The following is a 24,737-nucleotide window of genomic DNA, read 5'->3' as shown; positions in this document are numbered from 1 at the left end:
CAGGCGGTAGTCAAGGGAAAAGGCATTACCATGAGCATGTCCCGTAAAGGAACGCCCGCTGATAATGCCCCCATTGAGTCGTTTCATTCCACCCTAAAGTCTGAAACGTTCTACCTCGAAGATCTTATGTGTACAACGACTGCAATCGTTGAACAGACCGTTCGAGACTACATCACCTACTATAACTCAATTCGGATTCAGGCGAAACTAAATAACCAGTCGCCGGTGGATTTTCGGCGACTGGCTGCTTAAACTTGCAAGGTGTTTTGATCACTGTCTCACAAACAGGGGGCAGTCCCCTGCCAGGCACAACAGCTCTTTTTATCCGCATCCGGTCTAAACTCCCAGTTATTCTGCCGTATCCACTGTCACTGATCCGTTACTCGTAGACAAGGAGACTTTGTGCGTCCCGCTCCCGAGCACAGCAGTTCCGTGACTGTTATCGTCACCATCCCATTTGACATTCCCTTTCAGAGAGCCGTTGCTGGTATCTGCAGTAATCGTTGCATCGGTAACAGCTGGCAGGCCTACTACAATCTTGCCATTGCTGGAGGAACACTCCCATCCGCCGGTGATCGCCGAGTTAATCGTGATCTTGCCGTTGCTGCTCTTGGCATACAGCGAACCGTCGATATTGCCAAGATTCAGAGCACCATTGGAGCTAACCAGCTTCACTTCACCCTGCACATTCTGCACAGTTAATGTCCCATTGCTGGTGTGCGCATCTACACCGCCGGCTACATCATGAATGTCCAGTCTTCCATTACTAGTGTTCATTTCAACACCAGACTTCAAATTTCCAGCTTCAATCGATCCGTCACTGGTTTCAACCTCTACTGCAAGATTGCTGGGAAGGTTGACATTTATATAGGGATCTTTGAAATTAAATCCAATATGAATGTTGGAGAGCCAGCCGGAATCCCCTTCAAGCTTCATAGTCAAGGTGTCTCCTTCTGCTACAACTGACCACTTCTGCTCCAGTGCGCTTGACCCGTCACTTTCCGATTTCCCCGGCACTTCCAGCTTCCCCTCATAGTCAAGCGTATTTCCGTCCACACCGCTCAGCTTAACCTTACCGTGTGGCAGTTCAATCTTCACATTTTTGATCCCTGCCTGCACATCCACTGTTCCGTTTACCGGCACAAGCTGTGTTCTTCCAAAAATCCCGCTGAGCGAGCCATCGGCCAGCACCCTCTGGGCACCGCTTGCTGCAACCAATACCACGATCAGGACAATAGCCCAGCCGCTAACACGGGTTTTGGCATCGGACTTAATAAATATCCGGAGCAGTGTCTCCAGCCCGAACAATATAAGTAGTGCAGGCCAGAGATAAGCAAGCGCCTGGTAAGTAACCACATCAAATTGGGCCAGTGCAATAATCCCCCCCAACATGATGCAGCCCAAAGCTGCGGTAAAACTGCCGATCTTCCATCTCGCCATTGTTCATTTCCCCATTTCTCTATACTTTTGGATTTTTCTTCAGCATTCTCAGCCCGTAGCCGATCAGCCCCAGGGACAACAGAATGGATCCGATATTCATATCGGTGAGTAAATCCCAGAGCCCCGGAAAGGTGGTAATGATCAGCAGCAGAATGCCCGCAGTTACACAGCCAAAACCGACCCAGACCGGACTAACTTCATCATTCGGATAAGCCGGACTGGCAGGCATCCCCATACTCCAGGGCACACCGTAACTATCAGGGTGGAACATCATACGCTCATGCTCTTCGGCAGCTATTTTCATCCACGCGGCTTTCTGAAGGGCATCAAATAATTGATAGAACCACAGAGCAGCCAATGCGAACGGGAAAACCGTTGGCATGGAAGGGATAAAGATAATACACAGTGCTGCTCCAATCATATACTCAAGACCCAATTTTTTGAAGCCTAAATACAGATGTCCGATTCCCGGAATCATAGCCAGAAGAAAGGTGAGCCAACGTCTTTTTTTGATCATATAATATCCTCCTATTTGAAGTTGCTAATATATTGGTTTATTTATTTGTACCATCAGAGTTAAGCCAGGCGCTGACCGATGTGGACATATGTCCATTAATCTCAGTAATACCGTAGGCCATATCTTTGAACACCCCAAGCTGCAGCAGCAGAAAAGTCAAACCGACCGCGACCCCATAGTGTACCCAAGAGGTTCTGGGAGCTGTGCGGCGTCTTGCCATAGTTGCTCTGACTGCCCTTTCCCGGCGACCCGATTCCAGTTGTTCAATTTGCCCCATAACATCGGCAGTAATATCCGGAAAATCAAGTGTATCCAAGGACTCTTGTCCATTCTCCATTTCATTCCATAGCGCAGACATTTCTCTTGCTTCCTCCAGCCACTGTGCGCAATCGGGACAAGACTCGATGTGCAGACGGATTCTCAGCTCCGCTTCCGGAGACAGCAAGCCTTCGATATAATGCGGCATCCATTCTTTGACTGTTGCACAATTCATCGCCATTCCTCCCCGTTTTTACGCATCATCTGTCTGGCCCTGTACAGCTGTGACTCTACTGTTTTTACCGAAACGCCTTTCTGCTCGGCAATCTCCTGATAAGAGTGTCGCTGAAAATAATACATCTGCACGACCGACCGGTACGGTTCTGTGAGATGGTTCAGATTCTCGCCCAGCTCCTCCGAAGCTTCCTTACGGAGCAGCACATGCTCAGGCGTCTGCGATGTCACCCAATCATTCTCTGTATAATCCGCCGTACTGCGGTGCTTCCATTCCCTGTCATTGGCCCGTTTCCAGTCCAGGCAGGTCCGGTAAGCAATCCGGTACAGCCATGTGGAGAATGAGGATTGCCCTCTGAAGGAAGGGAGCGCCTTGTAGGCTTTGATAAAGACTTCCTGGGCCATATCCTTGGCCGACTCGGCTTCTCCTGTAATCTTGATACATACCCGATACACCATGCCTTGATAGCGCGACACCAAATGCTCAAAAGCCTGATGCTGCCCGTTTAGCACGGCTGATATCCACTCTGCCTCTTCCAAGTAGTTCTCCCCTCCTTCAGCTTCATAATATTAGACGCCGGGCCTATGACTTCCCCTGCAACTTATTTCATATTTTTTTAATCCCGGTAATTTCAAATCCTCTATTCTATATCCTACAACAAGAATACTCCATTTTTGAAGGGATACCCCTGAGTTTGTCGAACTAATGTAACACTATGACAAAGAAAAAACTCATTGTGGTAATCGTACTTTTTCTAATTGGACTTACAGGTCTCCGTTTCCTATGGATCGGCATTTATCCGCTCCCGGTCCCGCTTAAGGCCTTACAGGGTGTAATGGATTTGCGCGGCACCCCGTTCTCCGACGATAAAATTTACAGTTTGGGTGGCGAGTGGGAATTATACCCCGGTACACTGCTTGCTCCTTCCAGCCGTACCAATAGAGCTACCTCTCCGGAGACAAAACGCAGCTACATTCACGTCCCGGGCAGTTGGAAAAAAGCGATGAAGCAGGGCCATGGAGCTTACAACTATGCCACTTATCGTCTGAAGATTCTAACGGAGCAGCCTGAGCAGCGAATTGGGATGATTTTCCCCAAAATAAATTCTTCCTCCGTCCTTTATGTAAACGGTAAGGCAGAAGGGCACTCAGGCATCCCTGCTGAAAAGGCACAAGAATACACAGCCCGGGCTGTACCTTATCCAGTATTTTTCAATACAGTCAACGGTGAAGCTGAACTGATACTGCAAGTGGCCGACTTTGACACCGACTCAGGGGGGATTCTGCGGCCGGTCTTGTTCGGAAATGATCATGCCATACATAAGGAGCGCCTGCTTACCATCGGAATGGAGCTTGCAGTCTGCATTGTGCTGCTGCTTCACGCTGCTTATGCCGTTATTTTGTACCTGATCATCCCGCGTCAAAAGGTATTGCTGTATTTCACGTTGATGGTGACCTTTGCAACAATCAGCATTTTGTCGGATGACGACAGATTGTTAATGCTCTGGCTGCCTATCAGCAACGGATGGTCGCTCAAGCTATTGCGGCTGGCTTATTTTGGAACATTTTTTTTCATGATGCATCTGGCCAAACAGCTGCTATTTCCGAATGAGCGTTTAAAGTGGCTGCGGGTGTTGACTATTATTACCTCTTTATTCGCAGGTTTGTTGATTACCGTTCCCAGCAGCAGTGTTCTCTTTTCGGTACTGAGCCATCTATATGGGCATCTGCTAATGACAATGGCCGTGGGTATATTTATACTCATCTATAAATCCTTCATACGAAATGAGGACGGGACGATCTTTCTGCTCCTGGCCATAACCAGTATCATCAGCAGCACGGTATGGGGTTCAGTCAAAAACAATACCGAGTTAGGGCTCAGTTTCTATCCTTTTGATCTGATTTTTGCCTTTCTGGCTTTTGCCACGTTCTGGTTCCGCCGCTTCTTCTGGAATGCGGAGCATACAGCCAAGCTGGCCGAAAGCCTCCAGCGGGCTATCAAGCAAAAGGATGACTTTCTGGCCAATACCTCACATGAGCTGCAAAATCCGCTTCACGGCATTATAAATATTGCTGAAGCGGTGTTATCCAGCGATAAAAGCACTCTGCATAAGCAGAATGCCGAGGATTTGAAACTTCTGATCACCGTCGGCCGCCGCATGTCCCTGCTGCTCAACGATCTGCTCGATCTGTCACAGCTTCGCGAGAGCAATATCCAATTGAAGCTGCAAAGCCTCCACATTCAATCCGCGGCTTCGGGAGTAGTGGACATGCTGCGTTTTATGACTGGGGAAAAACCCATAGCGCTTAAGATGGATATTCCACAAAACTTTCCAAAGGTAATTGGAGATGAGAAAAGAATTATTCAAATTCTGTTCAATCTTCTGCAAAATGCCGTTAAATATACAGAGAAGGGCACTGTCAGCGTGTATGCGGATATTCACCAGCAAACGGCCCGTATTCATATTATGGACACTGGAATCGGAATGGATCAGGAAACACAGCGCAGAGTGTTTGATCCCTATGAGCAGGGTGATTCCAGTATGACCGCCATGGGCGGGGGGATCGGTCTTGGACTCAGCATCTGCAAAGAGCTTGTTCAGCTGCACGGGGGAAGCTTGAGCGTAGTTTCAAGCCCACATGAAGGCTCGGTCTTCACCTTTACTCTGCAATTGGCTGATGAGCCGGCAGGGACGATTGTTAATAACGATGTGTTCCTTCCCGAAGCCGGAGAAGTAGCGCCGGTTCTATATGTGCAGGTTCAGGATCAAAGCAGGGGTCATTCTGACAGAATCTCCAAGTCCAAAGTTCTCGCGGTAGATGATGATCCTGTCAATCTAAAGATACTCACCGCTCTTCTCGCCGATGATTATGATATCAAAACCGTTACCACCGGACAGGGAGCATTGCTGCTGCTGGATGAGGAATCATGGGATCTGGTCATTTCGGATGTAATGATGCCTGGGATGTCTGGATATGAGCTTACCCGGAGGATACGTGAACGTTTCTTGGTCACGGAACTGCCGGTTCTGCTTCTTACAGCCCGCAACCAGCCGCAGGATATCTATACCGGGTTCGTCTCTGGAGCTAATGACTATGTAAGCAAACCGGTGAATGCTATGGAACTGCGGATGCGGGTTCGTTTTTTAACTGATTTGAAACAATCCGTCTCCAGGCAGCTCCGCGTAGAGGCCGCTTATCTGCAAGCGCAAATTCAGCCGCATTTTCTATTCAACACCCTAAATTCCATTTCAGCGCTGGCCTCCTTTGATACAGGAAGAATGAGTGAACTAATTGATGCGTTCAGCACCTACCTGCGGTTAAGCTTTAACTTCCTCAATGCCGAACCGCTAGTCCCGTTTGAACGTGAGCTGGAGCTGGTCAAGGCTTATCTGTATATCGAAAAGGCACGCTTTGAGAACCGTCTGGAAATCGCCTGGTCACTGGAGTCGGAGCTCCATTTCCTGCTTCCTCCTCTAACGATTCAACCTCTCGTGGAAAATGCGGTCAGACACGGAATTTTGAATCGTGCCAAAGGCGGCCGGGTAGAGATCTCCGTCAGACAGCTTGGAGAAGGCGCTGAAGTCACTATTGCCGACAACGGCATTGGGATAAGTGCAGAGCTTCTAGCCAAGTTGCTTACCGGGCCCCCTGAACCTGAACGGGGAATCGGGCTGCAGAACACCCACAAACGGCTGATGCGAATGTATGGCCGTGGACTGACTATCGATAGCACAGTCCTTAAGGGTACTGTAGTCAGCTTCATTATTCCTTTCAGCAAGTCGGAGACTTCTCCGGGAGCAGAGCCAAAGAATACTTAATGAGGTGGTGGAATCAGTTATGATTCAAGCCCTGCTGGTAGATGATGAACGGCTGGCGCTTATGAAATTGCAGCTGATGCTGGAAGAACTGGGCACAGTTACGGTTACCGGTGCTTTTACAGACACGGCAGAAGCCCTCAGTACAGCACCAAGCCTAGACCCTGATGTAATCTTTCTGGATATAGAAATGCCGGAAATGAACGGTATGCAGGTAGCTGAGCTTATGCAAAATCTTTGTCCCAGGGCAAGCATTGTGTTTGTAACCGCCTATAATAATTATGCTGTAGACGCTTTTGAGCTGAATGCTCTTGATTACGTGCTTAAGCCTGTGCGGCGTGACCGTTTGCAAAAGACAGTGCAGCGCCTGGAATCGGCCAAGGCTCAACTAGTGCTGGAGAACCCAGCCAGGATTATGCTCCGCTGTATGCAGTCGATTCGCTTTGAGCTCAGCGGGCAGCCGTTACAGAGCATTCGCTGGCGTACCTTAAAGGCCCAAGAAGTATTCGCCTATTTGTTCCATAACCGGAACCGCTTTATCAGCAAGGATTATCTGATCGAATGGCTATGGCCTGAATTGGATTATAAAAAAGCCTCCACTCTGCTCTACACCACGATTTATCAGGTGCGGCAATGCCTGAAGCAGGCGGGAATTGAGCTCCAGATCAACAGTGCCAATGAAGGCTATGTACTCGAAACAGGAGGCTTGCTGATTGATACTGTAGAATGGGAGAAGAGCGTTCTGTTACTGCCTGTAATTAACGAAAAGAATTATACGGAGCATCAACAGATATTAGATTTCTACACTGGTGATTATTTAGGGGATTATGGCTATGTATGGGCCGAAAGCGAGCGTCAGCGGCTGCGCACCATCTGGTTGCATCATGCCACCGACCTGGCTGAATTTTTTGTCAAGATCGGTAAGCTTTCTGCAGCCGTCACAACCTATCAGCGGATCGTTCTGCTCCAGCCTTATTCCGAGCAAGCCCATCTGGACCTCATGAAAGTCTATGACAGTATGGGTGAGCGAAAAGCGGTAGAACAGCAATACAACACGCTGTGCGACTTGCTGAATCGTGAGCTGAACATTGAGCTGCCGCCCCATATCATAGGATGGTACAAGCACTGGAAGCATATTAATCTCAGCATATAACATCTCTTTTTCCTATACTCATTTTGTTAAAATACAACACCAAAGACACCTGGAAGCTCCGGGTGTCTTTGGTGTAATTGTGCAACCTATTCTCTCAATCAGCGGCCGTCTACTATTTTCCCTATTTAATGCGTGTCTTGAATCTTCTGGCGAGAAGAACTCCCAGTACAATCAGACCTCCGCCTGTCAGATAAAGCGGAAGCGGACTGTTCTCTCCGGTCTGTGGAAGCTTTGCGGGCAGCGCGTTATCTGCTTTATCCGCTGTATCGGTTACTGTACCTTTTGGTACATCATCGATCCCTACCTCAATGACAACTTCTTCTTCATTGCCGTCTTCATCCGTTACAACAATCGTAAATTTATCTTTTCCAATATAGCCGGAATCCGGTGTATAGGTCCATTTACCGTCTGGAGTAATAGTAACAGTTCCATGATCCGGCTTGTCTCCAATGCTTGGAATGCCGCCCAGCGGGATTTCGCCTTGAATTGGAACATCAACAATTGTAGTAGCCTTAGTGGCTTGTGGAACAGCAGGCGTACTGCTTACCACAGGCTGGCCCGGTGTGGCTGCTGGTGTTGCCGATGCCTGCACAGCCGTGGTAGACGGTACAGGTGTGGCAGACGCTGTAGGTGTCGGCAGCGGAGTCGGTAATGCCGTAGGCGTTGCTGTCGGTGACGCTGTAGCTGTCACTGCCGGTGATGCTGTAGCCGTCGCTGTCGGTGATGCTGTAGCTGTCACTGCCGGTGATGCTGTAGCCGTCGCTGTCGGTGATGCTGTAGGCGTTGCTGTCGGTGATGCTGTAGGCGTTGCTGTCGGTGTTGGCGTCGCTATCTTATTGTCAGTCACCGTCATCGTTGTTTCCGTTGTTGAATTGAAGGTTACAGCAAACTTAGTCGGATTGAGATCGTACCCGGCTGGAGCGGCAACCTCCTGAAGTACATAGGTTCCGGGCCATAGATTATTGAAGGCAACGGCTCCGTTCGAATTTGTCGTCAGCTGACTAAAGAGTACTTCCGTCGAACCTGACTTGCGGTACAGGGCAAAGGTTGCCCCGCTCAGAAGCGCCTGATCCGCCGCATCTTTTTTTACAACATTCAGTGTCTTGCGGGTTCCGGTTCCCACTGCATCTACGCTTGATAGAGCTACTGTTATCTCTTTACTGCTTTGTTTGGTGATTGTGGTCGTGTTGTTGCCGCTGAGCTGCACACTATTGGATACTTTATCATTGTTGTTAGCCACAATTAGTGACTCATATTCAAGAATGTAGGCCTTCTCAATATCTGTTTTAAATGTAAGCACAAATTGCTGTTTTCCGGTATTCCCATCCGTGCTGATGACCAGATCATAATCTGTTCCTTTCACCAGCGGTGTTGTCACCTTAGTAATATCGCCGCCTGCATTTACCGTTGTCGGATACAGCTTGAACGAATCAGACAGCAGAATCTGATTGTCACTTGGATCATCCGTAACCGTTGCATCTTCGATGAAAGACAGGCTGTTGTTGATATTAATAGTCCACTTTATCTTGGTATTGCTCTGCGTTCCGCTCTTTGTCACATATTCTCCACCCTTAGGAATCGTCAGTGAAGCCGTCAAATCCTTGGATTGAGCCGTTGTGCCACTATACAGATTGGCGGTATTGACAATGGTCGGTGACTCAACGAGCTGTCCCTGGAGGTTTGTTTTGAAAATGATGTAGTAGGCCGAATTCATATCATTCTTGAAATTCACCTGCAGCAGCTTGCTGCTCTCCGTATAAGCCACGGTGTAATCTACGCCCAGTACCAGCTTAGTGCCTTTGGAGGGGTCGCCGTTTTTGGCAACACTCAGATTATAGACCTCTACCGAACCCGGCACATACTGCTGATTGCTCTGCAGCACATCCGATACATTGGCATTTGCCAGCGGATTGCGGTTGTAGTTAACGCCAATGGTCCAGGTGATTTCCTTACTCACCGCATTGTAGGCTCCGTTCTTGAAGCCGTTCGCTTTGTCCGACGCATTCGGATCGAAGGCTGCAGTTACCGTCTTAGTCTTCACTGTTGTGGAACCGGGATCTTTCCAGTTCACCGTTGCCTTATTCTCAAACTTGGCTGCTGTGCTCAACCAGTTGTAACTAAGCCAGTTGTTATCAAAATACGTATCATAAGTAATTGTATACGGTCCTGTAATCTGTGAGTTGAATACCACGTCAAATCCGGCAGTATCATCCAGGTTTTGAATGGTATAACCTGTGGTAGTCGCAGCCGACCCCTTTTTAACCACAATTGAGTCAGGAACAATTTTCAGCCCTTTGTACGTGAATACATCCTTAACCACCACTTCATCCATCGGATAGCTGTCGGCATTTAAGGTTACAGACCATGAGACGGTTTTGGTAAGGTAGTTGTAATCCGCTACTTTTTTGCTGATGATTACCTGACCGATGTCCCGGGTACCTGTTACGGTAGTAGTTCCGGAAGTAGCCGAATTAATGATTGTTGTATTATCTTCTACACGGTTGATGGCTCTAGTCTGATATTTAATTTTGTAAGCACCGCTGATATCGCTGGTAAATTTAAGCTCGAATCCATTTTGCCCACTGACCGGGACCGAAGGTGCACTCACTGTATAATTGGTAGCCTCAGTAGTTCCTGCGGTGCCGCTTGAGCTGGTCAGGAAATTAACCGGGAAGACTTGCAGTGAACCAGGCAAGAGCTCTTGCGTGTTGTTAAAATAATCCTTCAGCACAGCATCTGCCTGGGCAAGCTGAAGCTCATTATAGTTGTAATCAATCTCCCAGGACGTTACCTGTGTTGCCGGATTATAATCGGTGGACGATTTCTTTAAAAAGGTACCCTGCGATACGCTCACTGTCGCTGATGCTGTAACCCCCGCCTGGTTTGAACCGCTGAAGACTGCAGTATTGGTAAAGCTCGTCTTGGCAGCATCCGTTATGTCCGTAGTATATTGGATACGGTATGCCCCCGTGATCGTTGAATCATTAAAAGCAACATTCAACTTGCCGGAAGGTGTCGTTACAGCATAACCCGAAGCATCGAGCTCCGCTCCCTGTGTGACGGAACCATCCAGCTTCACATTAAGGTTAAACACCTTGACGTCCAGCGGATCCACCAGCGCCAGGCCGGCAGGAATCGTATCGGTAACCGTTGCTCCTTGGACACTCGACAATACTTTGTTCACGTCTACAGTCCAAATAATCTGCTTGGCGTTTATGTTATCCTTGTTGGAGCCGGTTGGAACTCCGCTCTTAGCAATGGGAGAGGTGACATCAGGAATGAACGTAAGCGTCACCGTCTGATTGCCTCCGTTGATCGGGAACACAATCTGCTGGACAGTCGTTTCCGTAAATTTAGTTTTATCGAATTTGGTGCTAATGGTAAAGGAACCGTGTACACCGAAATAACTTTTAATGTCATCGTTAAAGGTCATAACCACTTTGTTCGGGCTGCCCTTCAGGACATCAAAATGACCTAGTGGAACGCCGTCAAACATCAGAGGAGTTCCGCTAATATCACTTGCAAGCACAAACTTGTCAGGCAACTCGAAGCTGTATGTATCACCGCCTTTATACGTTGAATCCGGAAGCTCCCAAGTATAGGTAAGCTTCACTTCAGCCCCTTGCTTATAGACAACGTCTGTTACGGGAACCCCATTGTCATACACGTCCATAGTTACACTGGTGATGATATTGTCGGTTATTTCCGCTGCGTTGGCCTGTGTGTTGAAGCCAAAGCTGTAAGCCCCTTGTATGAAAATGATAAGTAAACTAAGTATGACTGCCATTCTTTTTTTATTCATTACCAGTTGTCTCCTTCTTCTCCCCGAGTAAGATATCAGCCTTAACTGTAATCTTCACGCATGAACAATTTCTGAACAGCCTATGTACAAACCGATATATATTTCTCTATTTTCGATTGTTTTTTCACAAAAACGACAATAAATTCAGAGTTAATATCACAGATAACATTATATATAGTAACTAAAGTCACTGATAAAACGCTGATACTTTCCAGCATACTCATTGGGCAACTGAGCTATCTGTAACATCATTCGAATACTGCAGCACAAAAAAAGCCATCCGGTCAGCAGAGAGGACTCTACTGAAGGAATGGCTTCAAAAATTACACTAAATAAAAAGTCTTATGGGTTACAACTGCGCATGATCACGCTGTGTATACGTCTTACGTTTCTCCAGCAGCTTGTTGAGCGCATCCAGATACGCACGGGCGCTCGCCTCCAGAATATCTGTGCTGAGTCCTCGGCCCTGCGCGGCAACCTCTCCCTGTGACAACACCACGTGCACCTCACCCTGCGCGTCCTTGCCCCGGCTTACGGCCTTAATGGAGTAGTCACCAAGCGTAACTTCCTCCCCTGTCGCCTGATCAATGGCATTATAGATCGCATCTACTGACCCGTTGCCTTCAGCAACCGCAACAATCGGTTGCGGGTCTGGCCCGTTAATGATTACCTTGGCTTCAGGAGTGGCCTCATTGCCATAAGTGACATAAATCGTCTGCAGACTAAAAACTTCCGGAGTATCGGTCAGCTTTTCTTCCAGCAGCGCCAGAATGTCCTCATCGGATACTTCCTTCTTCTTATCTGCCAGATCCTTAAATTTGGCAAACGCAGTATTCAGTTCTTCCTCCAAGAGCTCATAGCCCAGATCACTGAGCTTTTCGCGGAATGCATGGCGGCCGGAATGTTTGCCCAGCACCAGCTTGCTCTCTTTGAGCCCGATGGTTTCAGGTGTCATGATTTCGTAAGTGGTTTTCTCCTTCAGCATGCCGTCCTGGTGAATCCCGGATTCATGGGCGAAGGCATTAGCACCGACAATCGCCTTGTTGCCTGGAACAACCATGCCTGTCAGCTTGCTGACCAGACGGCTGGTACGGGCGATCTCAGAAAGTACAAGCGATGTCTTGGCATCAAAAAACTCACTGCGTGTCTCCAGCGCCAGCGCTACCTCTTCAATAGCTGTATTCCCGGCGCGTTCGCCAATGCCGTTGATGGTACCTTCGATCTGATCAGCACCGTTCTGAATCGCAGCCAGCGTATTCGCTGTAGCCATTCCCAAATCATTATGACAATGGGCGCTAAGCTGAACTTTTTCAATATCCGGTACAGTGTCCTTAAGAAACTTGAAGATTGCACCATATTCCGAGGGGTTCAGATAACCGACAGTATCGGGAATATTGACCACATTCGCACCTTCACGAATCGCCATCGCCACCATTTCAGCCATGAAGTCACGTTCAGTGCGGCCGGCATCCTCCAGTGAGAATTCCAGCTTGGAGAAATATTTCTTGGCATAACGGATGGCAGCACGTGCAGTCTCCAGAACCTGTGCCTTTTCCATTCGGAGTTTATGCTGCCGGTGAATCGGTGACGTCGCCAGGAAAAGATGAATGCAGGGGTCCTGCGCTCCCTGAAGCGCTTCTTTAACTGCATCAATATCGCTCTCTCTGGAACGGGAGAGGCCAATCAAAGTTACATTCTTCACGGCTCGCGCTACTGCGTTTACCGCGGCCAGGTCTCCGGGTGACGCTGCAGGAAATCCTGCCTCCATCCGGTCAATCCCCAGCTTCTCCAGCTGGTACGCAATCTCTACCTTTTCACGTGTATTGAGATTGACGCCCGGCGACTGCTCGCCGTCACGCAACGTCGTATCGAACACATATATTTTCCGCAAAGCTGAGCACCTCCTGAAAAAGATTGTGCTTAAACCCTCAAATGCGGCCCGCAAAAAACACGGCCGCATCTGAGAATCACACTATATTACGTTCTTCGTTTGAAGTATATGAGACTATTTCTTAATCCAGTGCATCATTTCACGCAGCTGGCTGCCGACTACTTCTACCGGATGAGCAGCTTCGTTGCGGCGGGTGGCTGTCAGGAAGGCACGGCCGGATTGATTTTCAAGAATAAAGTCACGGGCGAATTTACCCTGTTGGATATCGCTGAGCACTTCTTTCATCGCTTTTTTGGTTTCATCTGTAATGATGCGAGGACCTGTTACATAATCACCGTACTCGGCAGTGTTACTGATGGAATCGCGCATGGTTGCAAGTCCGCCTTCATATACAAGGTCAACGATCAGCTTCATTTCATGCAGACATTCGAAGTACGCCATTTCAGGAGCATAGCCTGCTTCGGTAAGTGTCTCGAACCCTGCTTTGATCAACGCGGATACGCCACCGCACAGAACGGCCTGCTCGCCGAACAAGTCGGTTTCGGTTTCTTCACGGAACGAAGTTTCGATAACCCCTGCACGTGTACAGCCGATGCCTTTGGCATAAGCCAAGCCGATAGCCTGAGCATTGCCGGTTGCATCCTGTTCAATTGCAATCAGGCCGGGAACGCCGAAGCCTTCAACATAAGTACGGCGAACCATGTGACCCGGGGATTTTGGAGCCACCAGCAGGACATCCGCATCCTTAGGAGCTACAATTTGGCCAAAATGCACGTTGAAGCCGTGGGAGAACATCAGAGCCGCACCGTTTTTGAGGTTTGGTTCGATTTCATTTTTATATACGGATGCCTGTGTTTCATCCGGCATAAGAATTTGTACAACATCTGCACGGGATACTGCTTCAGCTACCGGCAATACTTCAAAGCCGTCATTTTTGGCGGTTTCGAACGATTTGCCTTCGCGCAGGCCGATGACAACCTGAAGACCACTGTCACGCAGGTTCTGTGCCTGGGCATGCCCTTGGCTGCCGTACCCGATTACTGCAATTGTCTTCCCTTTTAGTACACTAAGTTCTGCATCCTGTTCATAGTACGTTGTCACTGCCATTGTCAATATCCTCCTTTAATTTGGGACCCATCGTAAAGAGCGGGTGCTTCAAGAGCCTTCATTCCTTAGGGTTGGATAGGCTGCTCTTCAAGCCCCCGCTCTTTCGCGGGAATTGCCTTGCCCTTATCTTATCAAATTAATGCAAACAAGCAGTAATCCGTTAAAGCTGTGAAATATAACGATCAGGCATTGCCCCGAATCATTGCCGTAACTCCTGTGCGGGACAGCTCTTTGATGCCATAAGGCTTGAGCAGCTCAATCATTGCATCAATCTTCTGGGTATCTCCAACTACCTGTACGAGCAGGCTGGTTGTACCAATATCCACCACAGAAGCGCGGAAAGTCTCAACAACACCCATGATTTCCGGACGTTCAGCCGGTTCCGCTTTGACTTTGATCAACGCGAGCTCGCGGGCTACCATTGGTTTAGAGCCCAGATCCACTACCTTGATTACATCAATTAGCTTGTAGAGCTGCTTCTCGATCTGCTCAAGAGTGTGCTGGTCACCCAGTGTTACAATCACCATCCGGGACAGGCCTACTTCTTCGGATTGCCCGACGGTGATGCTCTCAATATTGAAGCCACGGCGGCCGAACAGGCCTGACACCCGCTGCAGCACACCCGGCTGGTCATTCACAAGCACAGCAATCGTATGTTTCATCACTGTCATTCATCCCCCATCAGCATTTGATCGATGGTTGACCCTTGAGTTACCATCGGGTAGACATTCTCGTCTTTGGGAACAACGAATTCTACCAGAACGGGTCCCGGCGTTTCGAGTGCTTCTTTCCACGCAGTGGCTGCTTCTTCCTTGTTTGTTGCCCGTAATCCTTTTACCCCGTATGCTTCAGCCAGTTTTACAAAATCCGGGCTGCCTGCAAGGTCGGTATAGCTGTACCGCTTCTCATAGATGAGGTTCTGCCACTGGCGGACCATCCCCAGAACCTGGTTGTTGATCACTACAATTTTAACCGGAATCTTATTGATCGCACAGATCGCAAGCTCCTGTGAACACATTTGCATGCCGCCGTCTCCGTTAATGGAGACTACCAGCCGTTCCGGATATGCCATTTGTGCTCCGATTGCCGACGGAAATCCGAATCCCATCGTTCCAAGTCCACCGGAAGTGATCCATGAACGCGGATGATTGAACTTGTAATACTGAGCTGCCCACATCTGATGCTGACCTACGTCTGTAGTTACAATGGCTTCACCTTTAGTGGTGTCATTGATCATCTCGATGACCCACTGAGGTTTGAGCTCAGTATCGGAATCGTTGTAGCGGAGCGGATAATCCAGCTTCCACTGGGCAATCTGCGTTCTCCAGGCATCGGCATTGGTGGCACGGCTTACTTCAGGAATCAGCATTTCCAGTACCGTCTTCACATCACCAACAATCGGAATATCTGGCGATACATTTTTACCGATTTCAGCCGGATCAATGTCGATATGAACAATTTTCGCTTTTGGTGCGAAACCGTCCAGCTTGCCGGTCACACGGTCATCGAACCGGGCACCGATATTAATCAGCAGATCGCATTGCTGAATGGCATTGTTAGCCGTGTAAGTACCATGCATACCCGGCATTCCCATCCACAGCTCTTCTGCACTCGGGTAACAGCCCAGACCCAGCAATGTTGTGGTGATTGGAATTTCTGTCCGCTTTACGAATTCGTACATGGCCTCATGAGCCCCGGAGTATATGACACCGCCGCCGGCAATGATGATTGGACGTTCTGCAGATGAAATTGCGCGGACCAGCTTATCTAATTGAAGCTTGTTCGGAACCGTGCGCGGATTGTAGCCGCGAAGATTGACGCCCTGCTGTTTGGCCGGAGCAAACAGAGTTTTGGCAGCCGACACATCCTTCGGAATATCAATCAGTACCGGACCTTTGCGGCCGGTGTTTGCGATATGGAATGCTTCATGAATGATACGCGGAAGATCCTCAACATCACGTACCAAATAGCTGTGTTTTGTAATCGGCATGGTTATGCCTGTAATATCGGCTTCCTGAAAAGCGTCCGTTCCAATCAGGCTGGAAAAGACATTACCTGTGATTACTACCAGTGGAACGGAGTCCATAAATGCGGTGGCAATACCTGTTACCAGATTGGTTGCTCCTGGTCCCGAGGTTGCTATGCACACACCCGCCTTACCGCTGGCTCTGGCATAGCCGTCAGCCGCGTGAATCGCGCCTTGCTCATGCCGTGTCAGGATATGGTTGAAATCGGTGAAGCCATGAAGAGCATCGTAGATGTACAATACGGCACCGCCCGGATATCCGAATACGGTATCTACCCCTTCCAATACAAGACTGCGCAGCAGCACTTCGGAACCCGTAATCACCTCGGGATTTTTCCATTTCTCACGTAACTGCTCTATAGACTGTACTTCCGGTATTTGCGCGCTCATCAGTATTCCTCCCTTCGATAGTTAACATTCATTATGCAAATGACAGAACGTCCTATATACGGCCGATAATGTTCCTGGCAACAAAAAAACCTTTCGCCACCCACGCGCAGAAGACAGCGCGTGAGGGACGAAAGGTTGATCTTCCGTGGTACCACCCATGTTTGCATTGCATCTCACGATGCAACACCTTATCAGGATACAAAAATCCATCGATGTAGGCAGGGCCCAAATCTCTGTAACCTGAAGTCCCTAACGCGGACCAAACGATTCCCCCTAATAATTCCACCACTCTTGCCGATAGACCTTTCAGGGAAACAGCTCCGAGGTGAGCTCGTATATAAGGGATTCTGGTGGAGGTTGCAGCAATTCCTCTCACTCTCTGAGCAAAAGAGCCCTTAAAACTTCGTCCTCATCATTGCCGATGCATGTATGTTCGTTAAATGTTTAGACACATTATATGATTCCTCACACGGTTAGTCAATACCCATCTTTTCTGCAATCGTCATAAATCGTTGTTCTATTCTTGCCGGAACGCCCACACCCCTCTGGGCATATGATGTACGACAATGCGTGAAGGGGGCGCTTTATGATTCGTTACCGCAGACCCAAGCAGGATGATACTGTCATTCTTGACTTGATTGAGAAACAGCTGGTTCCATTATCGCATCTTCCGCAGACGGTAATCAACCAGGTCCGAAAAGATCTGCCCCGGCGTCTGGGTCAAGGGGTTACCCTTGTCGCTTGTCCAGATTACGAAAGTAATCCGCTGGGCTTCGTTCATTTCATGCTGCATGGAGACTTGCTCTATATCGACATGCTGGCTATAGCCCCTGCCGCGAGACGCAAACGTTGGGGGAATATGCTCATGGATAGAGCAGAACGGTTTGCACTATCACGTGGGTGCCAGAGGGCCAAAGTTTCTGTGGACATCGGCAATGTGCCGGGCATTTCCTTTTATCAAAAATTGGGCTACAGCGTAGCCCGTTATCAGCCGCAAAACTTCTGCTACGAGTTCGAAAAACCTTTAGCTGGCAGGATCAGAGCTTAAAAGAAACCAATCGGCGGGACGCCGTAACCAGGTCCGTAGCCAGGTCCGTATCCGCCATAAGGTCCGGCTCCAGGTCCGCCGTAAGGCCCCGGAACTCCACCACCATAACCATAACCTCCGCCATAAGCGTAGGGTGCTGTACCGATGGCCAGCAAATCAAACAGCACCAGTGGAATCAAGGCCTTGGTTTGCACTTTTTTACCGGTGATCCGTTGTAGTACCAGACGACTGCCTGAAACTCGGAGCAGCTTGCCCGTTACTTTCGTGCCATCCTTTTTCACTGCGACAATATTTTTGCCTACCAGCTTCATCACCTGTCTCTTTGTAACCGGCTGTGCCATATTATCCCTCCTAAAAGTTTGTAAGCATAGGCTTCCAGAGTTCACTTTGTACAAACTAACTTCGAAAGCATAAACTCAAGTTTTGTAAGCATAGGCTTCCTGATTGGCTTCGAACAAAACTTGTTTTCTTCACAACAGTCTATTCGAGTCTAGCGTGCTTCGCCTGTACACCTGTCCCTGCCGGCTTTTCGTGGAATTTCAACAAAAAAAACGCATTCCCGATCATACCGGAAATGCGTTTTTTGATCAATACAGCAAACACTGCATCAAAATTAACGTTTGCTAGGGTCGTAAGGTTCACCCAATGCCTTCGGAGCCGAAGAACGGCCAACAGCACTGACTAGAACAATAATCGTTAACACATAAGGAATCATGAAGATAAATTCCTGCGGGATATCCTTAGACCACTCGAACAATTGCACATAGTTGCGGATTGCTTGAGAGAACCCGAAGAATACGGCAGCGCCGAACGCGCCAAGTGGATTCCATTTCCCAAAAATCATCGCCGCAATGGCGATAAAGCCCTGACCGGAAACCGTGTTGTGCGCAAAGGTGCCTGTTGTCGTAAGTGTGATGGTGGCCCCGCCAATACCAGCCAAGAGCCCGCTCAGCATTACGCCGATATATCTCATACGGTTTACGTTGACACCAAGCGTATCCGCCGCACTTGGGTGTTCACCGACTGCACGGAGGCGGAGGCCAAATGGAGTCTTGAAGAGCACAAAATAAATGACAATAACCAGGATTATCGCAAGATAAGTCGTCGGATAGGAATTAAAAATCCCTTCACCAATAACCGGAATTTTGGAGAGCCCAGGGATAGGCACTTTACTAAATCCGTCCAGCAACGGTGTTTCGCCAGCTCCTTCAAAAATCAGTTTAACTACATAAAGCGTACTCCCGGCAGCCAGAAAGTTTATAACTGTACCACTGATCGTCTGATCTGCCTTGAACGTAATCGATGCTACCGCATGAATAAGTGAACCAAGCACCCCGACCACCATAGCACAGATTACACCGACCCATGGAGCCCATTCACCCATACCTGCATCCTGTGCATAATATCCGCCTACAGCTGCAGCAAAGGCACCAAACATCATCAAGCCTTCAAGTCCAATGTTCACGACACCGGAGCGTTCAGAGAAGATGCCACCGAGGGCGGCAAAAATCAGCGCTGTGGAAAAAACGAGCGTTGTATTGAGCAATTGGCCTAATACTTCCATCTATAACACCTTCTCTTTCTTGCGCTTGAAGTAGAACGGTTTAAGCACCCAGCGCACAATTCCTTGTGCCGCAATGAAGAAAATAATTGAACCGATTACGATTCGGATGAGTTCAGGAGGAACATCCGCTCCAAAGCTCATACCTGCAGATCCATAAGTCAAACTACCGTAGAGAATAGCAGCCAAAATCACTCCGAGTGGATGGGTCAGACCAAGCAGCGCAACGGCAATACCGTCAAAACCATAACCTGGAGAAGCCGCAAATACAGATTGATAATGGAATACACCAAGCACTTCTCCTGCACCTGCCAGACCGGCAAAAACACCGCTGATGAACATGGCCTTGATGACATTGCGGCCAACATTCATACCTGCGTATTCTGCAGCATGCGGATTCAAGCCGACGGCGCGCATTTCGTATCCCTGTTTGGTTTTCCACAGATAGACATAGAAGAACACTGCTGCTGCAAGTGCGATTGCAGTCCCCCAGTGAATCCGTGCATTATCAAACATTGAGTTTAGAAATGTCATGGACAGCGAGGCCGGAATATCCTCAGAACGGTTTTGCCCCTGAAGCAGCAAGAATGTTCTGACAATATAGTTGGACAGGAACAGTGCAATCCAGTTCAACATAATTGTTGTAATAACTTCGTTGATTCCGCGTTTTGCCTTGAGATATCCGGCAATGCCTGCCCAAAGACCGCCACAGACTCCAGCAATGATAACTGCTAGCGGAACCAGCAAGAAATTCGGCAAGGTTCCGGCTAGCTTAATGCCAACAACAGAAGCTGCTGTCATTCCAATAAGCACTTGTCCGTCCGCACCGATATTGAACATCCCCGAACGGAAGGCGAAGGCTACTGCAAGTCCTGTGAACATCAGTGGTGTCATTTCGCGGATGGCCTCACCAAAGTCATAAGGACTGCCAAATACACGTTTGAACAGCGCTGAGTATGCGGCTATAGGATCGTATCCGCCGATCAGCATAACTACAGCCCCAACCAGGAAGCCCATCACGATTGCGACTAAAGGAACAATGTAGCTGTCTGTCGCAAATATTTTTTTGAGTCTATACATCCGTATGGCCTCCCCGCTTCAAGCTTCCCGCCATCATCAGACCCAGTTCCTGATCATTGGTATCCTGCGGGAATACTTCACCGACAATCTGGCCTTCATAGATAACGGCAATTCTGTCGGACACATTCATAATTTCATCGAGTTCAAAAGAGATCAGCAATACCGCTTTCCCTTGGTCGCGCTGAGCAATCAGTTGCTTCTGCACAAATTCGATCGCACCGACATCGAGGCCGCGGGTAGGCTGGGCCGCAATCAGCAGTGTCGGATTTTTATCTATTTCCCGCGCAATAATCGCTTTCTGTTGATTACCGCCTGACAAAGAGCGTGCTTTGTTCTCAATAGAGGGGGTTCGTACATCAAACTGCTTGACCAGATCCTCGGCATGCTTATCGATGACTTCTTTGTTCAAGAATCCATTCTGATTATACGGGCTCTTATAGTATGTCTCCAGCACCATATTTTCGCTAACTGTAAAGTCCAGCACTAACCCATGCTTATGACGGTCCTCCGGAATATGGGAGACATTCATTTCAGAAATTTTGCGTGGACTCAGATTGGCAATCTCCTTGCCGGATACGGTAATAGAACCGGAATCAATCTTACGCAGGCCGGTTATTGCCTGGATCAGCTCACTTTGTCCGTTGCCGTCCACTCCTGCAATACCGAGGATTTCGCCAGCCTTCACTTCAAAATTGAGACCGTCCAGTACCGATACGCCATCTTTACTCTTACTGCTGACATTCGTCAGCTTGAGTACACTTCCGCCAATATGCGGAGGCTGCTTGTCTACCTTGAAGGTTACACCGCGTCCTACCATTTTTTCAGCCAGCTCATTCGGATTCGTCTCAGCAGTCTTCACAGTATCAATAACTTTCCCCCGGCGGATGATAGTAACCCGGTCGGAAATTTGCATGATTTCCTTAAGCTTATGCGTAATCAAAATGATGGATTTGCCTTCTGCAACGAGCCGCTTCATAATCGCCATCAGTTCGGTAATTTCCTGTGGCGTAAGCACAGCGGTAGGCTCGTCGAATATAAGTATATCCGCACCACGGTACAGGGTCTTCATAATTTCTACCCTTTGCTGCATACCAACCGAAATGTCGTAAATCTTGGCATTGGGATTGACTTGAAGACCGTACTGCTCCGATAGCTTGCGAACCTGCTCCGCAGCGGATTTATAGTCGATTTTAAGACCTTTTTTCGGTTCCATACCAAGAACAATGTTCTCAGTTACCGTAAAAGGCTCTACAAGCTTGAAATGCTGGTGAACCATTCCAATGCCAAGCTCAATCGCTTTATTGGGGTTATCGATAATAACCGGATTCCCGTCGATTTCGATGCTGCCTTCATCGGGTTGATACAATCCGAAGACAATGTTCATCAAGGTGGATTTGCCTGCTCCGTTTTCACCTAGCAGTGCATGAATTTCTCCTTTTTCGAGCGTAAGACTGATGGAGTCGTTCGCAACGATACCGGGAAAGCGTTTTGTGATTTGCTTCAACTCTACGACAGGAGCCGCAGCACTCATGGAATCACCCTCATCACAGAATATATATATTTCCTTGTAGACACGGCTGTACCGTCCTATGAAGGACGGTACAGCTCTGTCTAAGTTATTGCATGTTACATTCCACTAACAAGGAACAAGGCCAGCTCAATAACCGGCCTTGTTCCTTGTTCATTATTGTAAGGCAAGAAACATCAAGTCAGTCTTACTCGGTAGGAACTTTGATTGTTCCATCAATGATTTTTTTGCTGTATTCATCAACTTTGGCAAGAATTTCAGCCGATACGTTAGCCTTGGAAGTTTCAGGAAGGCCTACACCGTTGTCTTTCAGACCCAGTACAGTTGTACTGCCGCCTTTGAATGTTCCGTCAACAACCTGCTGGGAAACTTTCTTAACCGCTTCGTCAACACGTTTGATCATGGAAGTCAGAGTTACATCATCACCAAATTCCAGGGATTGGTCTTTGTCTACGCCGATTACCCATACTTTAGCACCGCCTGCTTTGTTACGGGATTTAGCTTCGTTGAATACGCCGTTGCCAGTTGCGCCGGCAGCAGGGAAGATGATGTCATTGCCATCATTGTACAGGGTAGCTGCCAAAGATTTACCAACATCCGGCTTGTCATAAGCACCTGCATAAGTAACTTTTACTGTTGCATTAGGGTTAACAGCTTTTACACCAGCAACGAAACCTACTTCAAAACGTTTGATTACTGGGCTTTCCATACCGCCGATGAAACCTACTTTGTTGGTTTTTGTAGTCAGACCTGCAACTACACCAACCAGGAAGGAACCTTCATTTTCGGAGAAGGTAACGGATTCTACGTTAGGAGCATCTACCACACTGTCGATAATCGCAAGATTAGCGTTCGGATTCTCAGTTGCAACTTTCTTAACAGCATCGCCAAGGTCAAAACCAATACCCCAAGTCAGGTTGTAGCCGCCTTTAACGAATTGATTAAGGTTTGGCTCGTAGTCTGCATTGGATTTACTTTGCAGATATTTGATATCAATACCGGTTTCTTTTTGAAGGGCCTGCAGAGCTTCCCAAGCAGATTGGTTAAACGATTTGTCGTTTACGCCACCTACGTCAGTAACCAGACCGACTTTGACGTCAGTTTTAGGAGCATCCGTTGGTGCTGCTGTTGCTTCAGCTGGTGCATTGGTTGCTGTTCCAGCGTTGCTTGCTGCATTGCCGTTGTTATTGTTCTTTCCGCAGCCTGCCAGAATGACAGTGAACGCAAGCAACATAACAAGAGATAGTTGGTAAACCTTTTTCATTGAGTGTGATCCCCCTTAAGAAATTGGATGTCTTCTGTGTTCTTGGACATACCATTAGATCAAATTATAACTGGTAAAAACCCTAAAATCCAGTCTATAAATGACCTCAGGTCAATAATAATTTGCATTTTTTCACAAGAAACCGTTTACTGTTACATTACGTGTCAACAAAACACTCAAACCATGTCAGAAATATTCGAATCGCCTGATTATCTTCAGCACATATAAATATTATTGCACGGATATGTGTTTTCTATTATCATGAATGTTTACATATTCTATAAAAAGGGAGTACTGAAAAATGGATGATCAAAACCAACCCCAAGCTGCACCGGATTTCAAATACTGCCGAGAATCCCGCGTGTTCAAAACAGGCCGTGTATTCCCGAATGATGTTAACAATCACAAGACGCTGTTCGGAGGCAAGTTAATGAGTACGATTGATGAAGTCGCATCCATCTCAGCAATGCGTCACTGCCGGACTAATGTAGTTACCGCCTCTGCGGACTCTGTAGATTTTCTCCTGCCTATAAGACCCACCGATTCAGTATGCTTTGAGTCCTTTGTCTCTTGGACAGGCAGAACCAGTATAGAGGTATTCGTCAAAATCATTTCAGAGAACCTGTATACCGGCGAACGCGCTGTTGCCGCTACATCTTTCCTTACCTTTGTGGCCGTGCATGAAGACGGCACGCCGGCACTGGTACCCGCAATCATTGCCGAAACCGATGAGGAAAAGCTCATCAGCGCTTCTGCAGATCAGCGTTCCGAACTGCGCAAGATCAGAAGAACCAGCAGCAAGCTGTTGGCATCCCAGCTGAGCACAACCAAGTACTGGGAGTGAGCAGTGCGGAGGACTAACCATCTCTGAGCCAACCCGCATTTTGAAGTCTTGATCTTCTCTTCTAGTAACTGTAAACCCATTGCAAGGCCCAAAAAAAAGCACCGTCACACGGGATGTCCCGCAGGCGGTGCTTTTCGGTTACTTCTAAGTAATTACGCGTTGATCTTCTCTTTGGCTACTACAGCCAGGGAGTTGAATGCGTTAAGGTCGTTTACTGCCAGGTCAGCCAGCATCTTACGGTTCACTTCTACTCCAGCCAATTTCAGGCCGAATACAAGCTTGCTGTAAGACAGTCCGTTCAAACGGGCTGCTGCATTGATACGCACGATCCACAGTCTGCGGAAGTTACGTTTCGTCTGACGACGGTCACGGTATGCGTAAACCATCGATTTCATTACCTGCTCGTTAGCAGTTTTGAAAATGCGGTGCTTGGAACCGAAATAACCTTTTGCCAGCTTCAATACTTTTTTATGTCTACGACGAACTACAAATCCGCCTTTAACTCTTGCCATATTAATAAACCTCCCAAAAATGTGTGATAAAACTATTTCAAGTTAGCGAGTCCTTGTTTCAAGCGTCTTACGTCCCCAGGGGCCATAACCGGATTGCCGTTCAATACGCGTTTTGCGCGTTTGGATTTGTGGGAAAGCAAGTGGTTCTTGTGAGCTTTGTAACGCAGTACTTTGCCAGTTCCGGTGATCTTGAAACGGCCTTTCAGACTGCTGTGAGTTTTCATTTTAGGCATGGTGTTTCCTCCTTGAATATTATGCGGCGCC

The 24,737-nt window shown here is 48.2% G+C and carries 21 protein-coding genes; 5 read left to right on the top strand and 16 right to left on the bottom strand.

What is annotated here, in order from left to right:
* The coding region (locus A3844_RS21080; RefSeq protein WP_143192119.1) for an IS3 family transposase at positions 1-252 on the top strand (252 nt) is incomplete at its 5' end.
* Between the two features lie 96 nt (positions 253-348).
* Here the strand turns inward: A3844_RS21080 and A3844_RS21075 are convergent.
* The 4 genes from A3844_RS21075 to A3844_RS21060 are packed head-to-tail and all read right to left on the bottom strand — an operon-like array spanning position 349 to position 2,989.
* Positions 349-1,440 (bottom strand): DUF4097 family beta strand repeat-containing protein, encoded by a 1,092-nt coding sequence (locus A3844_RS21075; RefSeq protein ID WP_074108379.1) that lies wholly within the window; start codon positions 1,438-1,440, stop codon positions 349-351.
* A 19-nt stretch (positions 1,441-1,459) separates the two neighbouring features.
* Positions 1,460-1,957, bottom strand: coding sequence for a hypothetical protein (locus A3844_RS21070; RefSeq protein WP_074085837.1), 498 nt, complete (start codon positions 1,955-1,957; stop codon positions 1,460-1,462).
* Between the two features lie 37 nt (positions 1,958-1,994).
* Positions 1,995-2,450 (bottom strand): anti-sigma factor family protein, encoded by a 456-nt coding sequence (locus tag A3844_RS21065; protein WP_074085838.1) that lies wholly within the window; start codon positions 2,448-2,450, stop codon positions 1,995-1,997.
* A complete protein-coding gene (locus A3844_RS21060; protein WP_074085839.1) occupies positions 2,447-2,989 on the bottom strand; it encodes an RNA polymerase sigma factor in 543 nt (180 codons plus the stop codon). The genes A3844_RS21065 and A3844_RS21060 overlap by 4 nt, the downstream gene beginning before the upstream one ends.
* 197 nt (positions 2,990-3,186) lie before the next feature.
* On the opposite strand from A3844_RS21060, the gene A3844_RS21055 reads away from it, so the two are divergent.
* Both A3844_RS21055 and A3844_RS21050 read left to right on the top strand, forming a co-directional pair.
* Positions 3,187-6,270, top strand: a complete 3,084-nt coding sequence (locus tag A3844_RS21055; RefSeq protein ID WP_167374715.1) for a hybrid sensor histidine kinase/response regulator — start codon at positions 3,187-3,189, stop codon at positions 6,268-6,270.
* 19 nt (positions 6,271-6,289) lie between these two features.
* The gene (locus A3844_RS21050) at positions 6,290-7,420 is read left to right on the top strand and encodes a response regulator (RefSeq protein WP_083606949.1); all 1,131 of its coding nucleotides are present in this window, start codon (positions 6,290-6,292) and stop codon (positions 7,418-7,420) included.
* 121 nt (positions 7,421-7,541) lie between these two features.
* Here A3844_RS21050 and A3844_RS21045 read toward each other — a convergent pair whose 3' ends face one another.
* The 5 genes from A3844_RS21045 to ilvB form a co-directional block, all read right to left on the bottom strand.
* A complete protein-coding gene (locus A3844_RS21045; protein WP_074108377.1) occupies positions 7,542-11,222 on the bottom strand; it encodes a collagen binding domain-containing protein in 3,681 nt (1,226 codons plus the stop codon).
* Positions 11,223-11,571: 349 nt separating this feature from the next.
* On the bottom strand, positions 11,572-13,113 hold the full coding sequence (locus A3844_RS21040; protein ID WP_074108376.1) for a 2-isopropylmalate synthase: 1,542 nt from the start codon (positions 13,111-13,113) through the stop codon (positions 11,572-11,574).
* Positions 13,114-13,227: 114 nt separating this feature from the next.
* A complete protein-coding gene (ilvC, locus tag A3844_RS21035; protein ID WP_074085844.1) occupies positions 13,228-14,220 on the bottom strand; it encodes a ketol-acid reductoisomerase in 993 nt (330 codons plus the stop codon).
* Between the two features lie 182 nt (positions 14,221-14,402).
* Positions 14,403-14,891 carry an acetolactate synthase small subunit gene (gene ilvN / locus A3844_RS21030; protein WP_074085845.1) on the bottom strand — a complete coding sequence of 163 codons (489 nt, stop codon included), beginning with the start codon at positions 14,889-14,891 and terminating at the stop codon, positions 14,403-14,405.
* Complete coding sequence (gene ilvB / locus A3844_RS21025; RefSeq protein ID WP_074108375.1) at positions 14,888-16,636, bottom strand: biosynthetic-type acetolactate synthase large subunit; 1,749 nt, start codon at positions 16,634-16,636, stop codon at positions 14,888-14,890. The genes ilvN and ilvB overlap by 4 nt, the downstream gene beginning before the upstream one ends.
* Before the next feature lie 586 nt (positions 16,637-17,222).
* Between ilvB and A3844_RS21020 the strand changes: the two genes are divergently transcribed.
* On the top strand, positions 17,223-17,684 hold the full coding sequence (locus A3844_RS21020) for a GNAT family N-acetyltransferase (protein WP_074085847.1): 462 nt from the start codon (positions 17,223-17,225) through the stop codon (positions 17,682-17,684).
* Here the strand turns inward: A3844_RS21020 and A3844_RS21015 are convergent.
* The 5 genes from A3844_RS21015 to A3844_RS20995 form a co-directional block, all read right to left on the bottom strand.
* Entirely contained in the window at positions 17,681-18,025 is a 345-nt protein-coding gene (locus tag A3844_RS21015; RefSeq protein ID WP_074085848.1) for a hypothetical protein, read from the bottom strand. The two genes, A3844_RS21020 and A3844_RS21015, sit on opposite strands and share 4 nt — an antisense overlap.
* A 272-nt stretch (positions 18,026-18,297) precedes the next feature.
* The gene (locus tag A3844_RS21010; RefSeq protein WP_074101559.1) at positions 18,298-19,248 is read right to left on the bottom strand and encodes an ABC transporter permease; all 951 of its coding nucleotides are present in this window, start codon (positions 19,246-19,248) and stop codon (positions 18,298-18,300) included.
* Positions 19,249-20,325, bottom strand: a complete 1,077-nt coding sequence (locus A3844_RS21005) for an ABC transporter permease (protein ID WP_074108374.1) — start codon at positions 20,323-20,325, stop codon at positions 19,249-19,251.
* Positions 20,318-21,856, bottom strand: coding sequence for an ABC transporter ATP-binding protein (locus A3844_RS21000; protein ID WP_074085851.1), 1,539 nt, complete (start codon positions 21,854-21,856; stop codon positions 20,318-20,320). The genes A3844_RS21005 and A3844_RS21000 overlap by 8 nt, the downstream gene beginning before the upstream one ends.
* Before the next feature lie 184 nt (positions 21,857-22,040).
* On the bottom strand, positions 22,041-23,117 hold the full coding sequence (locus A3844_RS20995) for a BMP family lipoprotein (protein ID WP_074085852.1): 1,077 nt from the start codon (positions 23,115-23,117) through the stop codon (positions 22,041-22,043).
* Between the two features lie 301 nt (positions 23,118-23,418).
* Between A3844_RS20995 and A3844_RS20990 the strand changes: the two genes are divergently transcribed.
* The gene (locus A3844_RS20990; protein ID WP_074085853.1) at positions 23,419-23,961 is read left to right on the top strand and encodes an acyl-CoA thioesterase; all 543 of its coding nucleotides are present in this window, start codon (positions 23,419-23,421) and stop codon (positions 23,959-23,961) included.
* Between the two features lie 152 nt (positions 23,962-24,113).
* On the opposite strand, the gene rplT is transcribed toward A3844_RS20990, so the two are convergent.
* Together rplT and rpmI are read right to left on the bottom strand one after the other, a co-directional pair.
* Positions 24,114-24,473, bottom strand: a complete 360-nt coding sequence (gene rplT / locus A3844_RS20985; RefSeq protein ID WP_038587257.1) for a 50S ribosomal protein L20 — start codon at positions 24,471-24,473, stop codon at positions 24,114-24,116.
* A gap of 32 nt (positions 24,474-24,505) precedes the next feature.
* A complete protein-coding gene (rpmI, locus tag A3844_RS20980) occupies positions 24,506-24,706 on the bottom strand; it encodes a 50S ribosomal protein L35 (protein WP_036696104.1) in 201 nt (66 codons plus the stop codon).
* Positions 24,707-24,737 lie beyond the last annotated feature (31 nt).

The organism is Paenibacillus helianthi (genome assembly GCF_001909055.1).
Taxonomy (GTDB): Bacteria; Bacillota; Bacilli; order Paenibacillales; family Paenibacillaceae; genus Paenibacillus_AQ; species Paenibacillus_AQ helianthi.
Note: the sequence above shows the minus strand (reverse complement) of the source record. Positions and strands in the feature narration are given on the sequence as shown.